Raw genomic sequence first — 8,945 nt, forward strand, 5'->3', positions numbered from 1 at the left:
TGAAAACCCCTTTTGCAATAAATATCAACACCAAGTATTTTAATATCTTTCATCACATGCTCTTTATTTAAAATAGAAATTCTGTGTTGGCGCATTATAACGCCCCCTTTAAAGAGCGCACTTTTCAAAGGAGCGCGGCTGTAGTAATATTCATTATTGGATTGGCTGCTGTCGCCACCTGCCTGGGCTATATCAAAACGGGTATCGATAAGTGCATCCCCGAATGCAGGCACAGGAATTAGTGATTTTGTCTTTTCGGATTGCATGAGCGAAAAGCTGAAAGATGAGATAATAGAGCTTACTAAAGAGCTGGAGGTATTCGAAGAGTCGGCTGTTAGATCACAGTCTATGGATCAAGAGAATAAAATTAAGAGAATGGTGTTCTTGTTGGGCTCCTTGAGACAAGAGTGGAGATGAACCTATTTACCGATCGTTTTTCAAGCATCCCAGTTACGAAAAAATCTACTCTCTGAAATCTTTGCTTTCTTGCTCCTGAAGAAAGAGAAGCAGCCTCCTTTTCTGTACGAAACCTCTACACCTAGCCCTGATGTGAAGATAATACCAGCCACCCCTTATTAGCTCTTCCAAACCTATACCCCTTATCAAAGTGCAACGGAATTAAGGATTAGGCTTATCATGGCGACTTTTTATAGAGTAGAATGACCCTTTTGATCAAGGATTTTACATGTATGCAAAAGAACGAAACGCCGTAATCTCACTGGCGGCTATTATATCATTTCGGATGTTGGGACTCTTTATGCTCCTGCCAGTGTTTGCCTTGTATGTGAATCGCATACCTTATGCAACGCCGGCGCTCATTGGTGTGGCTATTGGCGTTTATGGATTTATGCAAGCTTTTTTTCAAATCCCTTTTGGAATGCTGTCCGATCGTATTGGTCGCAAACCCATTATTGCTGGGGGATTACTGTTACTGGGCGCTGGAAGCGCGATTGCAGCATTTTCTCATTCTATTTACGGGATTATTTTTGGCCGTGCGCTCCAAGGTGCGGGGGCCATCAGCAGTACAGTATTAGCCATGATCGCAGATTTAACGCGGGATGAGGAACGCAGTAAAGCCATGGCTCTGGTGGGTATGACTATTGGGTTTTCATTTGCTGTTGCGATTATTCTTGGGCCCATTATTAACGCCTGGTTTCACTTGGAGGGTATTTTTTGGGCAACACTTGCTTTTGCTATCCTAGGACTTATTCTTCTTTTTACGGTGGTTCCTACCCCTCCACAGACATTAGCTCATCCTGAGGTAGAGTCCGAACAAAATTATCTTAAAAATGTCCTGCGGAATACTCAGCTTTTACGACTTGATTTTGGCATTTTTTCATTGCACTGCATTCTAACGGCCATGTTCATCGGGATTCCCATTATATTAAGCCAACGACTGAATTTAACAGAACACGGGCAGGTTTTACTTTACTTAATTATTATGGTGCTGGCATTTATTACTATAATACCACTTATCATTGTGGTGGAAAAAAAGCGGCAATTAAAGCCTTTTTTTATTATTTCCATCTTGCTTCTAATCGCGTGCCAACTATCGCTACTGTTTTTTCACCGCTCGTTTATGCAAATCGGAATTCTCCTGTTTGTGTTTTTCACCGCTTTTACACTACTAGAAGCTTCCTTGCCTTCGTGGATTTCTAAAATTGCTCCAATTCGCCATAAGGGAACCGCCATGGGTATTTACTCTTCCGCTCAATTCTTTGGCATCTTTATCGGCGGCACCGTCGGAGGTTGGGTGTTCGGTCACTTCCATCTAGCTGCTCTTTTCTTTTTTTGCGCAGCCATTGGATTTATTTGGTTATTGGTTGCTTTAACCATGCAACACCCTCCTTATTTTTCAACGGTTATCGTAAAAATGGATAATTATTTGGAGCAAAATTTAGATCAGTTTGATAAAAGCATTTCTAAAATTTCCGGTGTCGCTGAAACCGCGATTTTACACCATGAAAATTTAATTTATTTTAAAATCGATAAAAAAATAATTAGTGAAGACGAATTGCGAAAATGGATCAGACAGAGTAACCTAAAGGCCAATAGGAATTAGCAGAACATTAATTCGGGACTAAGAAACTAGGAGATTTAGGAGATTGTAAATGGCTAGAGGTGTAAATAAAGTTATTTTAATAGGAAACTTAGGTCAAGATCCAGAAGTGCGTTATACCCCAAACGGAAATGCGGTGGCAAACGTAACGTTAGCAACTAGCAGCACGTGGCGGGATAAGCAAACGGGTGAATTGCAAGAACGTACGGAATGGCACCGCATTGCTTTCTTTAATCGTTTAGCCGAAATTGTCAGTGAGTACTTGCGAAAAGGCTCGAAAATCTACGTAGAAGGCAGTTTGCGAACGCGCAAATGGCAAGATAAAAATGGAGTCGATCGTTATACCACTGAAATTATTGCCAACGAGATGCACATGCTGGACCACCGCAGTGGCGGCGGTGGTAATACTGGGAATTATGGTAATCATTCAGAAGGCCTTGTATCAAATAAAAAAAGCGCACCAACGAGCAGCCAAACTCCAACCGCTGGAGAGGACAGTTCGGTGGCCGATTTTGATGATGATATTCCATTTTAATAGCATCACTGTCACTCCGGATTTTTCGGAGTGACAGCTATGGAAGGAATAACCTTCTCAATTTCAACGTGTCTCTCATAATCGATACCGTTTAAACCAAAACCAAAAAGTTTATAAAAATCCTCTCGATAGCCAGCAATATCAGAAAGCGTTTCTACGTTGCCACTGTTAATGGATTCCCATAACCATTTAATTTCTGCCTGCACATCTTCACGCATTTCCCAATCATCAATTCGGATACGACCTTCTGAATCTGTGGGAATGTTCTGATTGGAGTATAAGCGTTGCTTGAATAAACGCCACATTTGTTCAATACAGCCTTCATGAATATTTTTCTCTTTCATAATTTTATAAAGCAATGAAATATATAAAGGGACCACCGGAATTGCCGCACTGGCTTGGGTTACTAAAGCTTTATTTACGGAAATCAGGGCTTGACCGCTTAGCACCGACTGTAATTGACTATCCAACTCTTTAGCTGTTTTTTCTAGGTGGAGCTTTGCTCTTCCTATCGTTCCATTGCGGTAAACGGCATGAGTGAGTTCAGGGCCAATATAGGTAAAAGCTACCGTTTTAACCCCTTCCGCTAAGCAATTATGTTTGAACAACGCATTAATCCACAAAGCCCAGTCATGACCGCCCATAACCGCTTCGGTATCTCTGATTTCCTTTTCTGTTGCCGGTTCAATTGAAAGTAGACTGACTTCACCCGTCATGACATCAACGGTTTTATTGTGATACGTCTGCCCAATAGGCTTTAACACTGAATTAAAAATTTTTCCCGTATGGGGATGAATACGACGGGGCGAAGCAATGCTATATATCACGAGATCAACGCCACCCTGCCAATCCTTTTGAATCAAATCGATGGTTTGTTGTTTGATTTCATCCGAAAAAGCATCACCATTAATGCTTTTGGCATAGAGGCCGGCGGCAAGAGCGGTTCCCTCAAAAGCTGCAGTATTGTACCAGCCGGTAGAAGCGGTGCGTTTCCCACTAGCCGGTCTTTCAAAAAAAATACCGATGGTCTTGGCTCTCCCACCGAAAGCCGCCACGATACGGCTGGCAAGTCCAAAGCCAGTTGAGGCACCAATGATTAAAACTTTTTTTGGGGCACCACCCGTAAGCAAAGACCGTTGTTTAGCGTAATTAACCCATTCGCCAACGTGTCTGGCACAACCCTCTGGATGTGCAGTGGTGCAAATGAAACTACGAACTTTTGGTTGAACAATCATGCAATCATCTCCCTCACTCTATTTGCCGCAGGCTTAATTAATATTAATATAATGCTACTTTAACAGTTTCTTACTACTTTTAAAATCAGGAGAGAACCATTTTTGGTAATCGCACTCTTCTTCAGTAGTCTCCTAGCGCACTGAGCGTAGAGAATTTATTTGAAACACTTGTGTTGTTGCTCCTTCTGTAGGTAAGCATGGTTTAAAGAACGAGGCGGCGCTCATTAAACAAAGCTTTTATTTCCCTTTCCCTTCCTGATTGCAATGAAAAGCCGAGGAAATTATTTAAAAGATGAAGCAAAGCATTGACCAAAGGCACGGAGAACTCCCAATGAACTAATTGCAAAGTTTGCCTCAATAAAGCCGTAACGGAAAGGAGAGTGAGAAAAAGAAGGGAGACTTCTCTTTCGGAAGCTAAATAAAACTTTGATGGAGCAACTCGATATTGGAAAAAATAGCCTTAAGTAAAATTGTTTTGCTTTCTGTTTTTGTTACCTCAAGGTAATAGAAAATTTTCTTTATACAATTAGCGCAGTATTGATCTCGAGCGTTTAAACGGGGTACTTAATAATACATTGAGAATAACAGTAGAGCATAAGAAGATGAGGAAACTTCATTAGCAGATAAAATAGTTTGATTTTCATTTCTCATTTTTTCTTCTTAGAGATTTTAGCGCCAGATACTATCTTAAAACTCTAAAAAAATATTAAATAGATATAAAGTAAATGACAAACTAAAGAAAATCAGAACGACTGATGGTTTGATTTATGTAAACGCCATAAGCAGTGATGATGACATAAGAAACAAGCAACAAAATAAAAGAATGTTGTAAACCGATATAATCGGCAAGCAACCCTTGTAATTCAGGAATGATAGCGCCACCCACGATGGCCATAATGAGAAATCCACTCGCCTTATTTTTTATTGATTCGTTTGGCAGCCCAGCAATGGCTAGCGAAAAAATAGTAGAGAACATAATGGAATTAAAAACGCCCAACAACAACAAGGACCACATGGCCGGCCTATCTGTCATCAAAATAATGCCACACAATAATAGAAGATTGGCCACGGCGCACACGGCTAAAACTTTCGACGCGTCAGTTTTGGTTAATACATACGAACCAATTAATCGGCCGATCATGGCGCCGCACCAGTATATCGAAAGGTATTCCGCTGCATGAGAAAGTGAGAAGTTGGCAATTTGCGGCAGATGGAGGTAATTAACGATTAAACTGCCCGCTGAAACTTCAGCGCCTACATAGAAAAAATGCCTACCAATCCTAAAGTAAAAGGAAGATACTTCCATAAAGCAAAATCAATAATCTCGTCTTTCTCCTCTTTTTCCAAAGGGTCATCAACACGACGGAAATTAAATCGATTTATAAATAAAGCTATCCCAATCGAAACAAAGGCAATAATGATGTAAGGAATGTATAAATTTGTGGCTACAATAAAACGATCGAAAATTAACGGCGCAATCACGTAACCTAAAGAATTGACACCTTGGGCTAATGTCAGCCGAGCAGAAGATGTTTTGATAGGACCCAGTAAAGTGATAAGTGGATTCGCGGACACCTGTAACATCACGATACCGCTTGCTAATATAAATAATCCAAAGAGAAAGACCCCGTAAGTAAGTGTTAAATCAGCAGGAATAAAGATAAGACAACCCAAAGCGATAATAAAAAGCCTTACAATAATACCTTTTTGATATTTTAGTTTGTTGAGCAAAAAAGCCATCGGTAAGGACATAAGAAAATAAGTAAAAAAGAAACTAAATTGCACTAGGATAGCCTGGCTATAACTCAAATCAAACCTCTCCCTTAAAATGGGTATCAGCAAGTCATTCAATAAGGTGATGAAACCCTAGACGAAAAATAGAATAACAATCGCGCTGAACAACGCTGGTTGAGTGGTAAATTGCTTACTTTTTCCTGAAACCGGAAAAGAAATTTCATTGTTGATCTTCACTGGATTCCGATTCTTAACGATCGACTAATTCCACAATCGCCATTGGTGCGTTATCGCCGTTACGAAAACCGTATTTCAAGACTCGACAATACCCTCCTGCTCGCTCTTTGTGTCGAGGTGCAATTTCCTTAAATAGCTTTGCGACGATGGCGTCATCCCGCAGACGATTAAAAGCCAAACGACGATTAGCCACCGTATCTTTCTTAGCTAAGGTAATTAAGGGTTCAATCACGCGTCGCAATTCCTTCGCTTTTGGTAACGTTGTTTTAATCAACTCATGTTGAAAGAGCGACACCGCCATATTTCGCAGCATAGCTTTGCGATGGGAGCTTGTCCGATTTAAATGTCTACCATTTTTTCGATGATGCATGGTTCATACCCTGTACATAATAGTTGTTTATAAAAACTGATTTGGTTTACTCTACGAAAGAGCAGCAATACCCTTAGTGCCCAACAAAACCCCCACTCTTCCTTTCTCGCTTGCGGGAGAGGCTAGGAGAGAAAGAATTACCGAAGTGAATTTTGAGCCCCTCTTACCCCCCAGGGGGAGAGGATACAATTATATACCTTATCACTGGTCAGTTAAATCCGCTGGTGACCAGGTGGCCACCCTTTGATATCCATACCTAAACTTAATCCTTTTTGGGCAAGTACACTCTTAATTTCTAATAAAGATTTCTTCCCTAAATTAGGGGTCCTGAGCAAATCGTTTTCGGTGCATTGCACTAGATCACCTATATGATTAATGCTTTCTGCTTTTAAGCAATTAGCGGCACGGACGGTTAATTCGAGATCCTCAACGGGGCGTAATAACAAGGGATTGATTTTACGTTCTTTTCCACCGCCGTCACGATCACTTTTCTGCTTCAAATCCACAAAAGCCGCCAATTGGTGCTGCAAAACTGCTGCTGCAAAACGAATTGCTTCTTCAGGATCTAAAGTACCATCTGTTTCGAGGTCAATAATCAATTTATCTAAATTGGTTCGCTGTTCTACTCGAGCATTTTCTACCGAATAAGTGACTCGGCGTATCGGGGTGTAAGAAGCATCCAACAACAAAAGTCCTACAGATCGACTTTGATCGCTGGTAGCGCGGGCACTTGAAGGCTTATAGCCACAACCCATCGCTGCTTTAAGGGTCATATTGATTTCGCCATCTTTAGTAATATGGGCGATAACGTGGTCGGGGTTAACAATTTTGACACCAGACTCTGTTTGAATATCTCCGGCGGTGACGGTTCCTGCGCCCTTTTTATGTAAGGTTAACTTAGCGTCCTCGCGGCCTTCTAATTTAATCGCAACACCTTTCAAGTTTAATAAAACGTCCACCACATCTTCGCGAACACCCTCAATAGAACTGTATTCGTGTAAAACTCCATCGATTTCTGCTTGAACGATGGCTGCACCCGGCGTCGAAGAAAGTAAAATGCGACGTAAGGCGTTTCCGAGGGTATGTCCAAAGCCTCGTTCTAACGGCTCTAAGAGGATACGAAAATGACAATGTGAAATAGCTTGAACCTGAATATTTTTTGGCGTTAGAAACGATTTAAGAATATTTTGCATGCTTTAAGCCCCTTATTTCGAATAAAGCTCGATAACGAGGTTAACTTTAAATTCAGCAGGTAATTTAGCCACATCCGGCTGCTCTTTAAACGTACCCGTCATTTTTTTTGTATCTACTTCAATCCACGAAATAGGCGCCCGTTGCTGTGCTAGCTCTAGAGCTCCTTTAATTCGGAGTTGCCCTTTTGCTCGGCTGCGAACTTCGATAATATCCCTCGGTCTCACTTGGTAAGAAGGAATATTAACGACTTCCCCATTGACGAGTATGGCCTTGTGACTGATCAGTTGACGCGCTTCTGCTCGAGTAGCCGCAAAACCTATACGATACACAACATTATCAAACCGACTTTCTAAAAGTTTTAACAAGTTATCGCCTGTTGAGCCTTTTAAGCGATCGGCTTGTTTGTAATAGTTAGCGAATTGCTTTTCGAATACATCGTAATAGCGTTTTATCATTTGTTTCATTCGCAGTTGAACCCCATAATCGGTAGTCCGACCGCGACGCTGCCAATGCATACCAGGGATACGTTTGATGTTACATTTTGAATCGATTGAACGAATGCCGCTTTTCAATTGTAGATCAGTTTTTTCGCGACGTGATAATCGACATTTTGGACCTAAATACCTTGCCACTACTCGTACCTCCTAAACTCGTCGTTTTTTGCGCGGTCGACAGCCGTTATGAGGTAACGGTGTACGATCTTCTAAATGGATAATTTCCAGACCAGCCGAACGCAACCCTCGAATGGCAGAATCCCGACCAGCGCCTGGGCCCTTTACTCGCACGGCAATTCGCCGCATGTCAAAATTATCTCGTGCTAACCTGCCAACTTCTTCGGAAGCCATTTGTGCTCCGTAAGGAGTCCCTTTACGCGAACCTTTAAAACCCGATCCGCCCGCGGAACGAAAACACAAGACATTTCCTTGAGGATCAGAAACACTGATCATCGTATTGTTAAAAGTTGCCTTAATATGAGCAATCCCTTCAGTCACTTTACGATAACGTTTCTTTGCCATGAAAATACCTTTATTCTTTAAAAATCATTAAGATCGTATGGGTTTTCGTTTACCTTTGCGAGTTCGAGCATTGCTTCGTGTCCGTTGGCCCCGCAATGGGAGCCCGCGACGATGACGAATGCCTTTGTACGTTCCCAAATCCATTTTACGCTTGATGTCCATGGAGCGTTCCCGACGTAAGTCCCCCTCTACCGAAAATTTACCTACTTCGGTCCGTAATGTATCTAGTTCAGCTTCGGACAAATCTTTGACTTTCGTAGCCGGATCAATCTTAACTTCTTTACAAATTTCCACGGCACGAGAATTGCCTATGCCATAAATAGCCTGTAATGCTATCTGAGCCTGTTTTTGTACCGAAATGTTAACACCTGCAATACGAGCTGCCATTCTGTTATTTACTCCAACTTATTAATAGTTCGCCAAAAAAGTGTTAAGTATATTCTTCATTGTTTGATAAATCAAGGAATGATGTGCCCAACAAGCAATTCTAATTTTGACCCTTACAGTTCTGTCATTCCCGTATGTAAGTTGCCACCGATCGGTGGCAACTTACATACGGGAATGA

Annotated in this window: 9 protein-coding genes and 1 pseudogene; 2 read left to right on the top strand and 8 right to left on the bottom strand. The window is 41.5% G+C overall.

Annotated elements, in window-relative coordinates; genetic code table 11:
• On the bottom strand, positions 1-266 hold a 266-nt coding region (locus FIV31_RS06325; RefSeq protein ID WP_280124187.1), incomplete at its 3' end, for a hypothetical protein.
• Positions 267-685: 419 nt separating this feature from the next.
• Here FIV31_RS06325 and FIV31_RS06330 point away from each other — a divergent pair.
• Both FIV31_RS06330 and ssb read left to right on the top strand, forming a co-directional pair.
• Complete coding sequence (locus FIV31_RS06330) at positions 686-2,062, top strand: MFS transporter (protein WP_280124188.1); 1,377 nt, start codon at positions 686-688, stop codon at positions 2,060-2,062.
• A 49-nt stretch (positions 2,063-2,111) separates the two neighbouring features.
• Complete coding sequence (ssb, locus tag FIV31_RS06335; RefSeq protein ID WP_280124189.1) at positions 2,112-2,594, top strand: single-stranded DNA-binding protein; 483 nt, start codon at positions 2,112-2,114, stop codon at positions 2,592-2,594.
• Between the two features lie 11 nt (positions 2,595-2,605).
• Here ssb and fabV read toward each other — a convergent pair whose 3' ends face one another.
• From fabV to rpsM, 7 genes and pseudogenes are all read right to left on the bottom strand, one after another.
• The gene (fabV, locus tag FIV31_RS06340) at positions 2,606-3,829 is read right to left on the bottom strand and encodes an enoyl-ACP reductase FabV (protein WP_280124190.1); all 1,224 of its coding nucleotides are present in this window, start codon (positions 3,827-3,829) and stop codon (positions 2,606-2,608) included.
• 733 nt (positions 3,830-4,562) lie between these two features.
• A pseudogene (locus FIV31_RS06345) lies at positions 4,563-5,794 on the bottom strand (sugar MFS transporter).
• 19 nt (positions 5,795-5,813) lie between these two features.
• Positions 5,814-6,170, bottom strand: coding sequence for a 50S ribosomal protein L17 (gene rplQ, locus FIV31_RS06350; RefSeq protein WP_280124191.1), 357 nt, complete (start codon positions 6,168-6,170; stop codon positions 5,814-5,816).
• Positions 6,171-6,382: 212 nt separating this feature from the next.
• Positions 6,383-7,363, bottom strand: a complete 981-nt coding sequence (locus tag FIV31_RS06355) for a DNA-directed RNA polymerase subunit alpha (RefSeq protein ID WP_425278275.1) — start codon at positions 7,361-7,363, stop codon at positions 6,383-6,385.
• Positions 7,364-7,375: 12 nt separating this feature from the next.
• Positions 7,376-7,996 (bottom strand): 30S ribosomal protein S4, encoded by a 621-nt coding sequence (gene rpsD / locus FIV31_RS06360; RefSeq protein ID WP_280124192.1) that lies wholly within the window; start codon positions 7,994-7,996, stop codon positions 7,376-7,378.
• A 12-nt stretch (positions 7,997-8,008) separates the two neighbouring features.
• Positions 8,009-8,380 carry a 30S ribosomal protein S11 gene (gene rpsK / locus FIV31_RS06365; RefSeq protein ID WP_280124193.1) on the bottom strand — a complete coding sequence of 124 codons (372 nt, stop codon included), beginning with the start codon at positions 8,378-8,380 and terminating at the stop codon, positions 8,009-8,011.
• Positions 8,381-8,407: 27 nt separating this feature from the next.
• A complete protein-coding gene (rpsM, locus tag FIV31_RS06370) occupies positions 8,408-8,767 on the bottom strand; it encodes a 30S ribosomal protein S13 (protein WP_280124194.1) in 360 nt (119 codons plus the stop codon).
• Between the last annotated feature and the right edge of the window lie 178 nt (positions 8,768-8,945).

Origin of the sequence: Coxiella endosymbiont of Ornithodoros amblus (assembly GCF_019425495.1) — a bacterium.
GTDB lineage: Bacteria > Pseudomonadota > Gammaproteobacteria > Coxiellales > Coxiellaceae > Coxiella.